At 41.3% G+C, this 16,465-nt stretch carries 13 protein-coding genes; 5 read left to right on the top strand and 8 right to left on the bottom strand.

The features are described from left to right. Positions 1–397: 397 nt before the first annotated feature. Together AAEY93_RS08645 and AAEY93_RS08640 are read left to right on the top strand one after the other, a co-directional pair. Positions 398–1,480 (top strand): efflux RND transporter periplasmic adaptor subunit, encoded by a 1,083-nt coding sequence (locus AAEY93_RS08645; RefSeq protein WP_351076166.1) that lies wholly within the window; start codon positions 398–400, stop codon positions 1,478–1,480. Then, a complete protein-coding gene (locus AAEY93_RS08640; protein ID WP_101031774.1) occupies positions 1,477–4,572 on the top strand; it encodes an efflux RND transporter permease subunit in 3,096 nt (1,031 codons plus the stop codon). Before AAEY93_RS08645 ends, AAEY93_RS08640 begins: the two co-directional genes overlap by 4 nt. A gap of 150 nt (positions 4,573–4,722) precedes the next feature. On the opposite strand, the gene AAEY93_RS08635 is transcribed toward AAEY93_RS08640, so the two are convergent. Together AAEY93_RS08635 and fadE are read right to left on the bottom strand one after the other, a co-directional pair. Next, positions 4,723–5,154, bottom strand: coding sequence for a PaaI family thioesterase (locus AAEY93_RS08635; protein WP_101031772.1), 432 nt, complete (start codon positions 5,152–5,154; stop codon positions 4,723–4,725). 93 nt (positions 5,155–5,247) lie between these two features. After that, positions 5,248–7,695, bottom strand: a complete 2,448-nt coding sequence (gene fadE, locus AAEY93_RS08630) for an acyl-CoA dehydrogenase FadE (protein ID WP_124011520.1) — start codon at positions 7,693–7,695, stop codon at positions 5,248–5,250. Positions 7,696–7,945: 250 nt separating this feature from the next. Between fadE and AAEY93_RS08625 the strand changes: the two genes are divergently transcribed. Continuing rightward, positions 7,946–8,722 (top strand): class II glutamine amidotransferase, encoded by a 777-nt coding sequence (locus AAEY93_RS08625; RefSeq protein ID WP_335687483.1) that lies wholly within the window; start codon positions 7,946–7,948, stop codon positions 8,720–8,722. Here the strand turns inward: AAEY93_RS08625 and AAEY93_RS08620 are convergent. The 3 genes from AAEY93_RS08620 to trhA form a co-directional block, all read right to left on the bottom strand. Beyond that, positions 8,708–9,700 (bottom strand): DUF3108 domain-containing protein, encoded by a 993-nt coding sequence (locus AAEY93_RS08620; protein ID WP_233768533.1) that lies wholly within the window; start codon positions 9,698–9,700, stop codon positions 8,708–8,710. The genes AAEY93_RS08625 and AAEY93_RS08620 overlap by 15 nt on opposite strands. 43 nt (positions 9,701–9,743) lie before the next feature. Further along, positions 9,744–10,088 (bottom strand): MGMT family protein, encoded by a 345-nt coding sequence (locus tag AAEY93_RS08615; RefSeq protein ID WP_124011518.1) that lies wholly within the window; start codon positions 10,086–10,088, stop codon positions 9,744–9,746. A gap of 135 nt (positions 10,089–10,223) precedes the next feature. Continuing rightward, positions 10,224–10,907, bottom strand: coding sequence for a PAQR family membrane homeostasis protein TrhA (gene trhA, locus AAEY93_RS08610; RefSeq protein ID WP_124011517.1), 684 nt, complete (start codon positions 10,905–10,907; stop codon positions 10,224–10,226). A gap of 441 nt (positions 10,908–11,348) precedes the next feature. Between trhA and AAEY93_RS08605 the strand changes: the two genes are divergently transcribed. Beyond that, the gene (locus AAEY93_RS08605; RefSeq protein WP_351076157.1) at positions 11,349–12,002 is read left to right on the top strand and encodes a hypothetical protein; all 654 of its coding nucleotides are present in this window, start codon (positions 11,349–11,351) and stop codon (positions 12,000–12,002) included. A 388-nt stretch (positions 12,003–12,390) separates the two neighbouring features. Here the strand turns inward: AAEY93_RS08605 and rrtA are convergent, their stop codons facing one another. Next, positions 12,391–13,017: a rhombosortase gene (rrtA, locus tag AAEY93_RS08600; RefSeq protein WP_232772044.1), complete on the bottom strand. Its 627-nt coding sequence runs from the start codon at positions 13,015–13,017 to the stop codon at positions 12,391–12,393. Positions 13,018–13,213: 196 nt separating this feature from the next. Next, positions 13,214–13,921, bottom strand: a complete 708-nt coding sequence (gene queC / locus AAEY93_RS08595) for a 7-cyano-7-deazaguanine synthase QueC (RefSeq protein WP_124011515.1) — start codon at positions 13,919–13,921, stop codon at positions 13,214–13,216. 211 nt (positions 13,922–14,132) lie between these two features. Between queC and queE the strand changes: the two genes are divergently transcribed. Next, positions 14,133–14,801: a 7-carboxy-7-deazaguanine synthase QueE gene (queE, locus tag AAEY93_RS08590; RefSeq protein ID WP_124011514.1), complete on the top strand. Its 669-nt coding sequence runs from the start codon at positions 14,133–14,135 to the stop codon at positions 14,799–14,801. Positions 14,802–14,894: 93 nt separating this feature from the next. Here queE and AAEY93_RS08585 read toward each other — a convergent pair whose 3' ends face one another. After that, complete coding sequence (locus AAEY93_RS08585) at positions 14,895–15,956, bottom strand: PLP-dependent cysteine synthase family protein (RefSeq protein WP_351076152.1); 1,062 nt, start codon at positions 15,954–15,956, stop codon at positions 14,895–14,897. Between the last annotated feature and the right edge of the window lie 509 nt (positions 15,957–16,465).

Here is a 16,465-nt window from a genome sequence, read left to right as displayed (position 1 = left end):
CGTTAGTCTGCACATATTAATGTCTCCAGTTCAATCCATATAGACACGATAACGCGAGCTCCTTTTTTAAATAATCCCCCAGAAAAGCTTAACTCTCGCAGAATGAACCGAGACTTAAAGTGATGCTATAAACGATTTGTCACAGCATGTGTCGACAATCAGACCTCTATATTGGATTGATATTCACATAATGCGTAAAAAGCAAAAAATATGCATTATTATTGCTTTAAAAGCACAATATAGTGCATATAATTTCGATGTGAACCTTTTGCTTGATATGTTCGTAGTTTGTAAATGAAAGTAAAACAACTTGATGTAGTTTTATTGCTAAGTACAATCATACAAGTTAAAAATCATATATATAATTCATTTAACCTTCGATGGTTACGGACCTGAAATGAAAAAGATAATTGTACTGATCGCCATAGTGTTGGCTGCGCTGTCGGCTTACTATTTAATGTTTCCTCAAGAGGCCGTCATTCAACGTCCGAGACCTATACCTAATGTGGTTGTAGCTAACGTGGCGATTATGCCTATTCGTGATGAAGTAGAAGCTTTAGGTACAGGAAAAGCGTATGAATCGATCATAGTGACATCAAAAATCACTGAAATTGTAACCAATATTAATTTTAAAGATGGTGATTTGGTCGAAAAAGGTAAGCTATTAGTGCAATTGAGAAATGACGAACATAAAGCCAAAGTGGCCGTCACTGAAATCAAATTAATTGAAAATCTACGTGAATTGGATCGTATCCGTTCATTGGTCACCAGCAAAACCATCGCAGAATTAGAACGAGACCGGTTACAAAGTTTAATCGATACCACTCGTGCGGAAGTCGAGCAAGCAAAAGCGGCACTCAATGATCGCACTATTAAAGCGCCATTTGCAGGTAAATTAGGCTTACGCCAAGTGAGTGTCGGCAGTTTGGTTACCCCTGGTGAGCAAATCAGTACGTTAGATGATGTGAGTAAAATCAAATTAGACTTTTCAGTGCCAGAACGTTTTATCCAAGAATTACAACCAGGTAAATTAGTGGAAGCCAGAGCCGTTGCTTATCCAGACCAGATATTCAAAGGCGTTGTGACCTCGATTGACAGCAGGGTTAACCCTGAAACCCGAGCGGTAGTCGTGCGTGCGGTAATGCCTAATGATGATTATAAGTTACTGCCCGGCATGCTAATGAAAGTCCGTCTTATTAAGCAAAGTCGTGAAGCATTATTGTTACCAGAAGCCGCTATTATTCCTATTCAAAACAAACATTATGTGTATGTGGTTAATGCAGAAAATAAAGTTGAACAGCAACAAGTTACCTTAGGCACCCGGACGCGAGGTTGGGTTGAAATAACCAAAGGGCTTAAGGTTGATCAGCAAGTGATTATTCGCGGTATTTTAAAAGTTCGACCTGGAGATAAGGTTCAAGTTCAACAAGCTGAAAACTTCAATTTTGCTCTTATTGAAGCAATGGAGAAGTCGGCATGATCTTAACTGACTTATCGGTTAAAAGACCGGTTTTTGCATCTGTTATTAGTATCTTACTGATTGTATTAGGTTTAGTATCATTCGGTAAATTACCCTTGCGGGAGTACCCAAATATTGATCCGCCGATTGTGTCGGTCGAGACCAGTTATCGTGGCGCCAGTGCTTCTGTCGTCGAGAGTCGAATTACCCAACTTATCGAAGACAAGATCAGTGGTGTAGAAGGGATACGTCATATTAGTTCTTCCAGTAGTGATGGCCGTTCAAATGTCACTATTGAGTTTGATATTAATCGAGATATTGAGGCTGCGACCAATGATGTGCGCGACCGCATCTCTGGTTTATTAGAGCAGCTTCCAGAAGAAGCCGATGCGCCATCCATTTACAAAGCCAACGGCAGCGACGAAGTGATTATGTGGCTGAATTTAGTGTCCGATCAAATGGATATCTTGCAGCTTACGGATTATGCCAATCGTTATTTAGTCGATCGTTTTGCCGTAATTGATGGGGTGTCGACATTACGTTTAGGTGGCGGCAAGGTGTATGCCTTGCGAATTTGGATTGACCGTCAAGCGTTAGCTTCGCGCAATCTAACCGTCTCTGATGTTGAAGATGCGTTACGCTCTGAAAATGTTGAATTGCCAGCCGGGTCAATCGAATCGAAAGATCGTCACTTTACGGTGCGCCTAGACAGGGTATTTAAAACGGCGAATGACTTTTCTAACTTAGTGATCAAGCAAGGTGAGGACGGTTATTTAATTAAATTAAGTGATGTCGCCAAAGTAGAAATTGGTTCCGAGGAAGAGCGTATTATCTTCCGAGGCAACAAAGAGGCGATGATTGGCTTAGGCGTCAGTAAACAATCTACGGCTAATACCCTGGACGTCGCGCGCGCGGCGAATATCTTGGTAGACAAGCTTAACCCAACATTGCCAGCCGGCATGAAGATTAAACGATCATATGACAGCTCAGTGTTTATTGAAGCCTCTATTGCTGAGGTTTATAAAACACTGTTTATTGCCATGGTGTTAGTTATTATCGTTATTTACTTGTTTTTAGGTTCCGTGCGAGCGATGTTAATTCCAGCCATCACTGTGCCCGTATCTTTAATGGGGACCTTTATAGTGCTATATGCACTAGGGTATACCATCAACTTACTGACATTGTTGGCGATGATCCTCGCCATTGGCATGGTGGTCGATGATGCCATTGTGATGCTCGAAAATATTCATCGACGTATTGAAGAAGGCGATTCACCGTTAAAAGCAGCCTTCTTAGGCGCGCGTGAAGTGGCATTTGCCGTGGTGGCAACAACCTTGGTACTTGTTGCTGTGTTTATGCCGATCACCTTCTTAGAGGGTGATTTAGGCAAGCTGTTTAAAGAGTTTGCGGTCACCATGAGCGCGGCAGTGATTTTTTCCAGTATTGTGGCGTTAACGTTAAGCCCGATGATGTGCTCAAAATTATTAAAACCCGCAAACCAAGACCCGTGGTTAGTTAAACAAGTCGATAAGATGATGAGTAAGCTATCAAGTTGGTATTTGATAAGTTTACAAGCGGGCATGAAAAAACCGATTTTAGTGTCATTAATTGTACTGTTCTCGTTTGCATTAAGTGGGTTTTTATTGAATAAAATCCCCCAAGAATTTGCCCCACAAGAAGACCGGGGTTCTATGTTTTTAATTGTTAATGGTCCTCAAGGCGCAAGCTTTGAATACATTGAAAAATACATGGATGAAGTCGAAGGTCGGTTAATGCCACTGGTTGAAAGCGGCGAAATTAAGCGCTTATTGATCCGTGCCCCTCGTGGTTTTGGAACCTCTGCTGATTTTTCAAATGGTATGGCGATCATTGTGCTCGAAGATTGGGCTGAGCGCCGCAGTGCTAATGAAATTATTGTCGATATCCGTAATCGCTTATCAGATTTAGCCGGCATTCGTGCTTTCCCGATTATGCGCCAAGCGTTTGGTCGCGGTGTGGGTAAACCTGTGCAGTTTGTTATCGGTGGTCCAAGCTACGAAGAACTGGCGGAGTGGCGTGATATTATGCTTGATAAAGCCAAAGAGAATCATAAAATCATTGGTTTAGATCACGATTATCAAGAAACCAAACCACAGTTGAGAGTGGTAATTGATCGGGAACGCGCGGCAGATTTAGGTGTGTCGATTTCCCATATTGGCAGAACATTAGAGTCAATGCTGGGGTCGCGCTTGGTCACAACCTTTATGCGCGATGGCGAGGAGTATGATGTTATTGTTGAAGGTAATCGTGATAATCAAAGTACTGCGACTGATATGGAGAACATTTATGTTCGTTCTGACCGCTCGCAAGAACTGATCCCGTTATCAAACTTAGTCTCGGTTGAAGAGTTTGCCGATGCGAGTTCGTTAAATCGCTACAATCGTATGCGTGCCATCACGTTAGAAGCCAACTTAGCAGATGATTATACTCTGGGTGAATCGTTAGATTATCTCAATGAACTTGCTGTGACGTATTTACCTGCAGAAGCGGTGATCAGTTATAAAGGTCCATCGTTAGATTACCAAGAGTCGGGTAACTCGATGAACTTTGTATTCTTACTAGCATTGGGAATTGTTTTTTTAGTGCTTGCGGCACAGTTTGAAAGCTATATTCATCCTTTGGTGATTATGTTAACTGTACCACTCGCGACTTTAGGTGCGCTAATTGGGTTATGGTTTACAGACCAAAGTATCAATATTTACAGTCAAATTGGAATTATCATGCTGGTTGGCTTGGCTGCTAAAAACGGTATCTTAATCGTTGAATTTGCCAATCAATTACGCGACCGAGGTGTTGAGTTTCAACAAGCGATTTTACAAGCTTCGACTCAACGTTTACGGCCCATTTTAATGACCGGTATTACCACTGCTGCAGGCGCTATTCCATTAGTGTTGTCCAGTGGAGCAGGGGCTGAAACTCGATTTGTAATAGGGGTAGTGGTGTTGTCAGGTATTTTACTGGCGACTTTCTTTACCTTGATTGTTATTCCTGTTGCTTATAGCTTATTTGCCCGTAATAGCAGCTCACCGCAAGCGGTGGCGAAGCAGTTAGAAATAGAATTACAAGACGACTAACTTTACTTTTTTGAGTGATGTCAAAAGCCAGTTATGCAAATGACTGGCTTTTTAGCTTTTTCGGCGGCAGTTTAATCGACGATTTTATTGTGGTTGCGATCTCTTTATAGGTGACTTTATGGTGACCGGGTCATTCTTATAGAGAAATAGCTATGCGCCACGTAAAATTAAGCAGCTTGCTGTTGCCGTGGCCAATAGTTTGCCGTCTTCAGTGGTTAATGTTGCTTCAGCAATGCCCAATGATGTAGACAAGTTCATCACGCTACCTTTGGCTAATAAACGTTGTTTTTGCGGTACTGGGCGGACCATCTTAATGTTTAAATCTATGGTTGAATAGCCGACACCAGCAGGCAAGGCTGAATGAACTGCACATGCCGTTGCCGAGTCTAATACCGTGGCGGCAAAACCACCATGAACGCCACCCATAGGGTTTAAGTGACGCTCATCAGCGAAGGCCTCGAAGGTAACCGATCCTTGGCTCACTTCAATGGCCGTCATTGGCATGGTTTTGGTGATGGAGGGAGCTGGGATATCGCCATTGAGCATGGCTTGCATTAATTGTAATCCGGTAAAGTGCTTCATGTTAACCCTTTGTCTATCTGAACAATCTGTAGCAATAAAAAAGGGTAAAGCTTCCGCTTTACCCTTTTTACTTTAGGTTTATAACCTAGGCAGCTAGGCTGCTTTTTCTCGCTTAGCTTTAGGCGCTAGTTGCGCGCGGAGCTCATCGGTATCGAAGTCATCAACGTTAATTGATTTCAAACGACCAATTTCAGCTCGTTCAAGTAAAGCGATTTCGCTGTCGCTTAACACACCAAGCGCTTTACCTTCTGCAGCAACTTTGTCTAACCACATAAATGGTAGACGTTTACCGGCAGCTTTACAGACTTTGTCATACAGTGGTTCTGCAGCTAGGATATCCTTAAACGTTTGTTCTTGGATACCAACAGGATTGAACTCAGATGGCGTCCAGAACTGGCCTTTACCTAAACGGTCACGGCTAGCACAGGGGGTTTGCATAATCTTAGCTACTTTGTGATCTAATACATCACTTGGACGCTTAATTGGACGACCGAATGGGAAGATCACCGCACGAAGCGCAATGCCTAAGCCCATTGGGAAGTTGTTAAGCAAGTCATCTAACGAATCTTGTAACTTGTATAACGAATCTTCAACAGCCCATTGCACTAACGGTAAATCTTCAGTTAAACGGCCATCGTCTTGATAACGTTTTAATGTGGCAGAGGTTAGGTACAGCTGACTTAACAAGTCACCTAAACGAGCAGAAATACGCTCTTTACGTTTTAGGTTGCCACCAAGGGTTGCCATCGCTAAATCAGATAATAATGCTAAGTTAGCACTGAAACGGTTCATCTGTTGATAATAACGTTTAGTTTTATCTGAGTAAGGGCTATTGGAGAAACGAGATGAGGTTAAGCCCATCCAGAAGCTACGAATGAAGTTAGATGTTGCAAAACCAATATGACCAAATATCGCGGCGTCAAAGTTAGCTAAACCACGGTTTGCATCCGTATCAAATGCAGACTCCATTTCGGCCAATACATATGGGTGGCAGCGTATTGCGCCTTGACCATAAATGATCATTGAACGAGTCAGTATGTTTGCACCTTCTACGGTAATTGCAATCGGTGCTGCTTGATAGCCACGGCCTAAATAGTTATTAGGGCCAAGACAAACACCTTTACCACCATGAATGTCCATTGCATCAATAACACACTTTTGCATTCTGTCGGTTAAGTGGTACTTAACGATGGCAGAAATCACCGAAGGTTTTTCACCTAAATCGATAGCAGTAGTCGTTAATGTGGCAACAGCATCCATTAAGTATGCGTTACCACCAATACGCGCCATTGGCTCTTCAATACCTTCTAACTTACCGATAGGTAATTTAAATTGGCGGCGAATACGAGCGTAAGCTCCAGTCGCTACCGCGGCGGTTTTTACTCCACCGGCTGAGTTTGAGGGTAGGGTAATACCACGACCCACTGACAAACATTCAACCAACATTCTCCACCCTTGGCCTGCCATTTCTGGACCACCAATAATGAAGCTTAATGGCACAAACACTTCGTTTCCGCGTGTTGGACCATTTTGGAACATACAGTTCAATGGGAAGTGACGACGGCCGGTTTCAACACCAGGAACATCCGTAGGGATAAGCGCACAAGTAATGCCTAATTCTTCTTTGTCACCTAAAAGGTGATCAGGGTCGCGTAGTTTAAATGCAAGACCTAATACGGTCGCGACAGGTGCTAACGTAATATAACGTTTGTTCCACGTTAGTTTCATGCCAAGAACTTCTTCGCCTTGGAATTCACCTTTACATACAACGCCGAAATCTGGGATTGAACCAGCATCACTGCCTGCTTCAGGGCTCGTTAATGCAAAACATGGCACTTCTAAGCCTTTCGCTAAACGTGGTAAGTAATGATCTTGCTGATCTTTAGTACCGTAATGTTGCAATAGCTCGCCAGGGCCTAGTGAATTGGGTACGCCTACTGTAGAGGCTAGTTCGCTACTCACGCCGGCCAACTTTTGTAACACACATGATTGAGCATAAGCTGAATATTCAAGACCACCGAATTTTTTCTTGATGATCATCGCGAAGAAGCCATGATCTTTTAAGAATTGCCAGATCTCCGGTGGTAAATCCCCAAGCACATGAGACACTTCATGTTGATTAAGCATTTTACAGACTTCTTCAACCGGACCATCTAGGAATGCTTGTTCATCGGCAGTTAACCGTGCTTTTGGGTAGTTGTGTAATTTGCTCCAGTTAGGGTTACCGGCAAACAAATCTGCTTCCCACCACGTAGTACCAGCTTCAATGGCTTCTTTTTCTGTTGAAGACATCTCTGGCATAATACCGCGATACACTTTTATCAGTGGGCGACTGATAAAATTCTGCCTGAATGATTTGATATTGAGTGGCAGTGCAATAACAATGAAAATAATCCATGCAATTACACCAGTAATGTCTAAAGTGCTACCGACAACGAGCACAATGGCTGCTGCAACTGTGGTTGATAGTAGGGATACCCTTAGGTATGCCATAGCGCCGAGCACAAAGATCATCGCGATGATCCAAAGTAGGGTGGTCAATGTACTTCTCCTTAAAACTATTCAAAATAGGTAATGAATAGCCCGTCAATTGTTGATCTTATTCACAGATTCGATCGTGGTCAGACCTGTGTCACGTAAAAGTTAACCTTATGCAGACTCGATTACAAGTGTTTTTCAAACAATTGTTTAAATATTTGTGTGACAGAAATATTCCACTCAATAAGCTTAGTATATACAATACGTTTATAAGAAGTGTTTAGCTCAATATGGCAATAAAAAGGCAAGGTTAATGTGTGAATTACTGGCGATGAGTGCCAATGTACCAACGGATATTGTATTTAGTTTTACGGGCTTAGCTGAGCGCGGTGGGGTAACGGGTCCTCATGTTGATGGCTGGGGGATTACCTTCTATGAAGGCAAAGGACACCGCACCTTTAAAGATGCTTGTCCTAGCAGTAAGTCACATATTGCAGAGCTCATTAAGTCATATCCAATTAAAAGTGAAATAGTGATCAGTCATATTCGCCAGGCAAATCGAGGCTGTGTGTCCTTGGTCAATACTCACCCATTTAGTCGTGAGCTTTGGGGCCGTTATTGGACCTATGTGCATAATGGTCAATTAACTGATTATCAGACTAAATTTATCGTGTCACGGTTTCAACCTGTTGGAGAAACTGACAGTGAACTGGCTTTCTGCTGGATATTGGAATCTGTGGTCAATAAATTTGGTGAGTATGAACCTGACAATATGAATGAGGTGTTTGAGTATATTGGCCAACTTGCCGATGAAATAAGACAACTAGGTGTATTTAATATGTTGCTCAGTAACGGCATAGACTTAATGACTTACTGTACCAATAATTTATGCCACATCACTCGCCGAGCTCCATTTGGAAAGGCAACCTTGATCGATACCGATGTGGTCATCGATTTTAGTCAAGAAACCACCCCCAATGACGTGGTGACAGTAATTGCCACCCGACCGTTAACCAATAATGAAAATTGGGTTATTTTACAGCCAGGTGAGTGGACGTTATTCCGTAAAGGTGAGTTAATCCGTCGCTAATTGCTTAATGTTGTCTAATTCTGACTCACTGATGCCTGCGTCATTTTCAGCATCTGCCACTAGTTTATCAAGCGCTGCTGAACCTTCATGCTCAGGACCATCAATGAGCACGGGGGTCATTGGTGGCAATGCTTGTTCAAATTGATAGCTTGCTAGCTGAATATCCAGTTGCTTGCTGCCTTTTGAAAAATGACTTAATCGCACCGGTAGATAAGCTAAATCTGGTGCCATCCAGAAAAATGTCTGTCTTTTGGTACTATCGCGAACAACTTCAACCTTAACCGTATCGTAAGTGCCGCTTTCTATGATGACTTTTTCTTTGCCTAATACTCTAAATTGATAGTCATCGACTTCTTTTTCTTTAACCATTTTATAATCTAACGGTCTTATATTTGCAGCGAGATCCATTCTAAATTGTAATTGCACCATTAAAGGATCAAATACTTTTTCTTCGTATGGCAGTTTTAATGCTTCCTGCTTATAGATGGTATGAATAAATTGTTGGGCTTTGGCAAATGCAGTCTGTTCTGTGTAATCACTGCCTGTACCTGTCCGTTCATGTATGTATCTAAATGGCACCAATTTACCATCTTCTAGGGTGAACTCGCTTTTAAGGTGACGTTGATCAGACAGTATGAATAAACTGACATCGCTATCAAAATGATAACTGTAAAAACCGCTATCGGTTGCAGGTAAGCGATAATTTGCTACACCTAATTCAATGCTGCCATAAAATACGTTGTATTTAGCGGTGTGGGCCGTCAAGGGTGATAAAATAGCCGCTTTTTGGATACCACTTAATGCCGCAGTTGGATTAACTTGTTCACCTTGTTTTCCGATAACAGCGGTTTGTGACACACCTAATGGCTCCGTCATCTCAGCATCTGAAGTCAGCGGTTGGTTGTCAGAGGCGTGTGCGAAAATCACAGGACTAATACACAAGATCAACGTGAATAAGCGAGTTAATTTATTTGCCAATGTATAATTACCTTAAAGTATAAAAACAGTTAACAATCTGATATTAAAAGGGTAATGTCATTACCAATGTGGCAATATCAGGTTTCCATTGATATTGAGACAATGAAATCTTGCCTGCGTTCACTTCTATACCTTCTAATCTTAATAATTCTTGTTGGGTTCGAAAAGGTTCAGTATTGTTAGCGAATGATATTTTTCCTTGGCTGTTAATGACACGATGCCATGGTAATGCTAATGATTGTGGTGCTAATTTTAGGGCTCGTGATACGTAACGCGCCCGTCCTGGTAATCCCGCTAAATCGGCGGCTATGCCATAAGGTAATACATTGCCTTTGGGGATGAGGTTAACAATAAACCAGATACGCTCCATCGAAGAAAGGGTTGCCATTACATTCCAAACAAAGATGCTTTAGACGCAATAATGATTAAATATTGAATATTAGGCAAGGATAATAAAAATAGCATCAAGTGTACAATCGCAATATAGGTGATAGCGAGGATATAATAACTGTATTATCAACGTTTAGAGTACCGTTAAGTAGATACATAAAAAGTGTGACACCGCGCCGCCGAGCACAAACAAGTGCCATATAGCATGATTAAAGGGAATACGTTTTCCAATATAAAATATCACTCCCAGACTATAAAATAAGCCCCCCGCGAATAATAAGCCTAAACCTACATCACTCATGTGTTGGTTTAAATCGCTGATTACGGTGACACATAACCAACCCATCACTAAATATAACACCACACTAAACGCTTTAAATCGCCCGATAAATAAGGTTTTAAAAATAATACCGCCAAGTGCCAACGCCCAAATGGCGATAAGTACCCTTGTAGCTTGTGGGCTTTGAAGGCTTATCAACATCATTGGGGTATAAGTGCCAGCGATGAGGGTATAAATGGCACAATGATCTGCCATCTTAAAACGGCGACGCCAAAGTGTTGTTTTACTTGAATGGTACAATGTTGAGGCCAAAAACAGCGCAATAATACTAATGCCATAGATAAACACACCGGCTAATTGTATGAATGATAAGTGTGCAGGGGCTTTGGTTAACATTAGGATTAAGCCGACTATTCCCGCTAAGATACCTAAGCCATGGGAAAGGCTGTTTGCTGTTTCTTCTTTGTGACAATAGTCAGAAGCAGTATGAGTTAAGTTATCTTGATGAGCTGACGATGTGGCTATGGATGAATTCATGATTGTCCGTTGTGTTGTTGAATGGAAATGAATCGAAATCAAGTCTAACAGTGTCCAACTACAATAGCATTAAATTGGTGAACACGTGTAAGCTGAATATGATCCTTGGGTCTACATCCGTTTGAACTGCTATAGCTGTAGTACAAAAAATAGCAAGATAGTTTGTTCATACAAGCTAATAATCTCGACGCTGCCACTGTAAAGGTTAGACATATGACGCAAACATTAAGGCTGTTCGTTGTGCTAAAACCCTATCGCAGGATAGCATGCAACAACCTTTTATGATGTACAGCTAACAGTGCATTGAGTTAAGTGAAGTGTCCATTGGTCGTTATGTTTAACTTAATTAATCTTACTGTGTGTCGCTTATGCGGTGATTAACGCTATACTATGGCAATGAAACCTGTATTACTTTATTCATAATTATTTTATAAGTATCCTATGGCCAATCCTACGCGAAATGTCCACGCTAACACTGATGAGTCCTCTGTGTGGGGTAATGAAACCGCTCAAGTTAATGAGATTGCTAAGATTGACTTTAATGAAGATATGACACCTTTTATTGATCCTCAACAACAGGATGTCGATGACAGTCAACTTCATGCTCATCAACAACGAGTTGCGAATAAGATTAAACTGCAATTATTGGGGGCAACTCAGTCTCAACATAATTTGGTAGCGCCTGGAATGACTGAGATAGATGCAGAAACAGAAACAGATACAGCCCCAATAGGCTCTGTTGTTAATAAGCTTATTACCCGAATAATGACATCAACAAATGCAATGATTATTGTTGTTACGGTACACGTGTTACTGATTATTTTTGCGAGCATTTATTGGAAAGTCGATGTTGGTGGTTTACTCGATATTCCGCTAACCGATGCCGCAAGTCGCAATCAAGCTAAGCCTTTACCCCCACTTAAAAGTTACCTCATCACCCAAGCCGAGTATGACAAATTGGTTGAGCGAGCTAATCTCAAATCGAATGCAACCAATAATACGGCAATAATAGATGTACCTGTTACTGAGGTTATCAATAATGATGTGGTACAAGCGCCTGAAAAGGCAATGTCTAGCACTGATCAGCGCAAGTAACCGTCACTGAGTTAGTCTTTCCGAGTTGGCACCCGTCACCAGTAATCTAGATAAGCTTGATTGTCTGCAAAAAGGTTAATGCTTCAATGTGTTGATTGGATCAAATTGGTTCTAGACCGCTTCGATACAGTAGTCTATTGATATTCTTGCTGCGCACTGACTTGTGATCAATACTGACTTGTGATCGATACTAGGTCGAGAGTGTTACCGGTAGCTAAAGCATCAGTGGCATGGCTTATGTGATAAAAGTGCAATAGCGGAGCAAAGTTTAAACGGTGTTAAATGAGCCTTTGCTTGTTTGTTGAACGGCAATGAATAGTCACTTCAATCAACGAAAATTGGTTGAAGTGTAATTGAGCTGAATATGCTCAATAAGGCGAAGCGGAGATTATACTTTTTTATACTTAAAACGGTGAACGACACTAGACCAGCATAATGCACAGATCATCCCACTGATTAAGCCGACAAAATGGGATTCAGTGGCAACTCGCGCATTAATCAATTGAGTAATGCTATCGCTCGCACCAAATAATTGCTCATATCCCACTTTGATGATGACACCGAGCAAGAGTAAATAACCTGAACGATAACCTCTGCGGATATCCATTACCGCGCCAAATACAAATAAGCCATGTAATAATCCACTTAGCCCCACATAGGCTTTCAAGCTAGGATAAAAAATATATAAGCCTATGCCCTCTAACAGGCATAAACTGAAAAAAAGCAGCAATAATTTACCGGCGTGCTGCTTATAATGAACTTCATGGAGGAAGATAATGACCCAGAAACCGGCTAAATTCATTAGCAAGTGCCATAAATTAGTATGCAGCAGGTTACCGGTGATTAATCGCCAAACTTGACCATGAGCAATTGCGTCATACTGATAACTGAAATACTGATCAGTAGGCCAAAATGAAGGCGAAGGTAAATCTGCCGCAAAAAGCCCAATACAAATGAGGCTGATCACCACAACAACATGATATAGGCCAACAGTGTTTGATTTATGTTTTAACAAAATATCCTCTATACTCACCGTCAAATTTCAGTCAAGCCAATTTGTTTTGAAGACACTGAGTTAACTGTAGCGCAAAAAGGTTATTTTGAGTTAACCCTATGTCGTTTTGGTATCTTAATGAAAAATAATGCAATAACAACAGAGGGATATTAAAGTGTAAACCTCTGTTGTTAGTTAAAGAGTGTGAACGATATGGTCATATTTTATTGTTTAACGATGTCATGACTGATTGACTATTTTGCAGATAATCATCTAAGCCTCGTTGACGCAGTAAACATGCAGGACAATCTCCACAGCCCTCACCAATAATACCGTTATAACAAGTTAACGTTTGTTGTTGCACTAAGGCTAATTGATGATATTTGTCTGCCAATGCCCATGTTTCAGCTTTATTGAGCCACATTAGTGGGGTAACGATTTTAATCGGTTTGTCCATACCTAAAGCTAAAGACGATTGCATCGATTGAATAAACTCGTTACGACAATCTGGATATCCGGAAAAATCCGTTTCACATACGCCAGTAATGATAACCTCACAACCAAGTTGATAAGCATAAATACCCGCTAAGGTTAAAAATAGTATATTACGCCCAGGCACAAAGGTATTTGGCAAACCATTATTCATCAAATCATGTGATACGGGAATGGCGTCACGCGTTAACGCAGAAATGGCCAACTCGTTTAACAAGGTAGCATCCATGACTTTATGGCTTGCTAATTTCAACTCTGTTGCCAATGATTTTGCCACTTCTATTTCTTGACGATGACGTTGACCATAATCAAAAGTGATCCCATGTACTTCATCATATTGTGATAAAGCTTGGATAACACAAGTAGTTGAATCTTGACCGCCACTGAAAACAACAAGGGCTTTAGTTGGTGGGTTTTGCTTTGCATCTGGCATGGATATACTCATTAACGTACTGAACTGACGGGTAAGATCGGTGTGATCAACGCTTAGTGGTTCAAGTAAATAGAAATGATATTTTACCTAAGGCAGACCCAACTGCAAAGCCATAGGTGTAAATACTTGCAGCTAATGGCAAAATACTCTATAAATGCCGCCCCGTTGAAAGTCAGGTAGCCGATACTTGTCGCTAAAAGTAAGGTAAACGATGAAATATCCCATTAACGAAGTATTTGAAACAATACAAGGTGAGGGCTCATATACTGGTGTTGCTGCACTGTTCGTGCGCTTACAGGGCTGTCCTGTGGGTTGTGCATGGTGTGATACTAAGCAAACTTGGGATGTATTACCTGAAAATAAAGTTACTGCGGATCAAGTTATTCAAGTGGATGGCACCCTCGGTCGATGGGCTGATCATACTGGGCAAACATTATTGCAAGCGTTCACAGAGAAAGGATTTACGGCTAAGCACATAGTGTTAACCGGTGGTGAGCCGTGCTTGTATGATTTAACAGAGTTAACTACCGACTTTATAGAGGCTGGTTATAAGATCCAGATTGAAACCAGTGGTACTTTTGAAGTGAAATGCCATGCTAAGGTTTGGGTAACTGTATCACCTAAAATCAATATGAAAGGTGGATACAAGGTGCTCGAACAAGCATTAAACCGCGCAAATGAAATTAAACATCCGATCGCCACAGAATATCATATTGAAGAATTAGATGAGCTATTGCGAAATATTGATGTCAGCGATAAAACCATTTGTTTGCAACCGATCAGCCAAAAGGCCCGCGCGACAGAACTTGCAATAAAAGTATGTATTAGTCGTAATTGGCGATTATCTATCCAAACACACAAATATTTGAATATCGATTAGCAGGTATTTATTTCAGGCACAATTGTGTCAACACAGTTGTGCCATAAAAAAGCCGTTGAACACAGGTTCAACGGCTTTTTTATGTTCGGATAGTTAACTCAGTAAACCTGTGTCATTAAACGCGGTCAGTTTTTCTCGATAGTGCTCAAAACAACCAATGTTGTCCTCAATCCATTGTGGATTGTAATAGGTATCTAGATAACGCTCTCCGGCATCACAAATCAAGGTCACAATCGAGCCTGTTTGACCGGCACTTCGCATCTGCGATGCCAGCAACAATGCGCCGTATAAGTTTGTGCCGGTTGACGCACCGGTTTTACGCCCGATGAGTTGTTCTAACCACTGAATCGTTGCGATTGAGGCGGCATCAGGGATTTTAATCATGCTATCAATCACACCAGCAATAAAAGACGGTTCAACGCGAGGTCGACCAATGCCTTCAATTTTACTGCTTTTATCACTAACCAGAGTGGCATCACCACTGTGAAAGTAATCATAAAATACTGAATTTTCTGGGTCAACGACGCACAGTTGTGTTTGTTGTTGTTGATAACGAATGTAGCGGCCAATGGTGGCACTTGTACCTCCAGTACCAGGGCTCATGACAATCCAACTTGGAATTGGATGAGGTTCTCTTTCCATCTGATTAAAAATCGAGTCAGCAATATTGTTATTACCCCGCCAATCTGTTGCGCGTTCAGCATAAGTGAATTGGTCCATATAATGACCCTTTAACTCAGTGGCTAACCTTTCTGATTCTGCATACATTTGACTGCCATTATCGACAAAATGGCATTGAGCACCATAGAATTCAATTTGTTGGATTTTTTTCTTGGCGGTAGAAGTTGGCATCACTGCGATAAAAGGTAATCCGAGTAATCTTGCAAAATAGGCTTCCGAAACGGCGGTGCTGCCAGAGGAGGATTCAATAATCGGGGTATCTTTTTTTATCCAGCCATTACAGAGCGCATACAGAAATAGTGATCGAGCTAAGCGATGTTTTAAGCTACCAGTGGGGTGAGTACTCTCATCTTTTAAATAAATGTCTATTCCATCAAGTTGTGGAAGATCTAATTTTATAAGATGCGTATCTGCAGAACGTTGATAATCGGCTTCTATTTTTGCGATGGCCTGATTGACCCAAGTAGATGACATGCAATTGCACCCGTTATTCCAAAAAGGAATAAATAATAACTAAAATACAAACTTAAGAGTAGTGTTTATCGACACAAGGAAACAATTATTATTGAATAACGGCGATGAAGGGCAATATTGTTGAGATCAGCTAATCACACAACAATTAGAACAACAATTAAAACAACAATTAGTGCACAAGTAACCCAGTAGTGAGTACAAGTACTACCACAATAAATAACACAATAGTTATCACAACAGATTGTTAGTACAACAGATTGTTAGTACAACAGATAGTGAGTACAACAGATAGTGGTGTAAACAGACTATAACTTGGATGACATAAATTGGTCTAGATGAGGTCGACAAAGCGCAGATAGGGAAATATTTTTAACAAGGGTAAATAAGCTACAGGACACAGTAATAAAACAGCGTTGAATTAAAGTAAGATGTAAAATGGTGGAGGGAGAAGGATTCGAACCTTCGAAGGCTGAGCCGTCAGATTTACAGTCTGATCCCTTTGGCCACTC

The sequence above is a fragment of the Shewanella sp. CAL98-MNA-CIBAN-0140 genome (assembly GCF_040309905.1).
Classification (GTDB): domain Bacteria; phylum Pseudomonadota; class Gammaproteobacteria; order Enterobacterales; family Shewanellaceae; genus Shewanella; species Shewanella psychromarinicola.
This window is presented reverse-complemented; position numbering and strand designations above follow the sequence as displayed.

Coding starts and splice junctions, on each gene's coding strand:
- AAEY93_RS08645 (WP_351076166.1), top strand. CDS start 398: ATGAAAAAGATAATTGTACTGATCGCCATAGTGTTGGCTGCGCTGTCG.
- AAEY93_RS08640 (WP_101031774.1), top strand. CDS start 1,477: ATGATCTTAACTGACTTATCGGTTAAAAGACCGGTTTTTGCATCTGTT.
- AAEY93_RS08635 (WP_101031772.1), bottom strand. CDS start 5,154: ATGAAGCACTTTACCGGATTACAATTAATGCAAGCCATGCTCAATGGC.
- AAEY93_RS08625 (WP_335687483.1), top strand. CDS start 7,946: ATGTGTGAATTACTGGCGATGAGTGCCAATGTACCAACGGATATTGTA.
- AAEY93_RS08615 (WP_124011518.1), bottom strand. CDS start 10,088: ATGGCAACCCTTTCTTCGATGGAGCGTATCTGGTTTATTGTTAACCTC.
- trhA (WP_124011517.1), bottom strand. CDS start 10,907: ATGAATTCATCCATAGCCACATCGTCAGCTCATCAAGATAACTTAACT.
- AAEY93_RS08605 (WP_351076157.1), top strand. CDS start 11,349: ATGGCCAATCCTACGCGAAATGTCCACGCTAACACTGATGAGTCCTCT.
- queC (WP_124011515.1), bottom strand. CDS start 13,921: ATGCCAGATGCAAAGCAAAACCCACCAACTAAAGCCCTTGTTGTTTTC.
- queE (WP_124011514.1), top strand. CDS start 14,133: ATGAAATATCCCATTAACGAAGTATTTGAAACAATACAAGGTGAGGGC.
- AAEY93_RS08585 (WP_351076152.1), bottom strand. CDS start 15,956: ATGTCATCTACTTGGGTCAATCAGGCCATCGCAAAAATAGAAGCCGAT.